This window comes from Pseudomonas sp. SIMBA_041 (assembly GCF_046535095.1).
Taxonomy (GTDB): Bacteria; Pseudomonadota; Gammaproteobacteria; order Pseudomonadales; family Pseudomonadaceae; genus Aquipseudomonas; species Aquipseudomonas mucoides.
In genome coordinates this window covers 1-243 of record NZ_JAWRXJ010000818.1, presented here as the reverse complement: position 1 = coordinate 243, position 243 = coordinate 1, and the positions used below count along the sequence as shown (strand labels likewise).

At 46.1% G+C, this 243-nt stretch carries 1 protein-coding gene; it reads right to left on the bottom strand.

The genetic code is table 11. The features are described 5' to 3' along the window. Positions 1–243: LysR substrate-binding domain-containing protein (locus SB725_RS33415; protein WP_410923724.1), on the bottom strand; the 243-nt coding region annotated here is incomplete at both ends.

Here is a 243-nt window from a genome sequence, read left to right as displayed (position 1 = left end):
ATGACTAGGTACACCATGCATCTCTAAATAACTGGGCGACGCAACCGGTATAAAGCCATTATCCATGAGCCTAATGGCAAGCACTCGCTCATTTGGCGCATAACCACCGCGAATCGCAATATCGACATCGTCACGTCCCAATGCGGATAATTCATCACTGAGACTGACATCTAGTACAATCTCTGGATACAACTCACCAAACTCATCCAGCAGTGGTAGCAGTATTTTTTCACCAAAACCCAC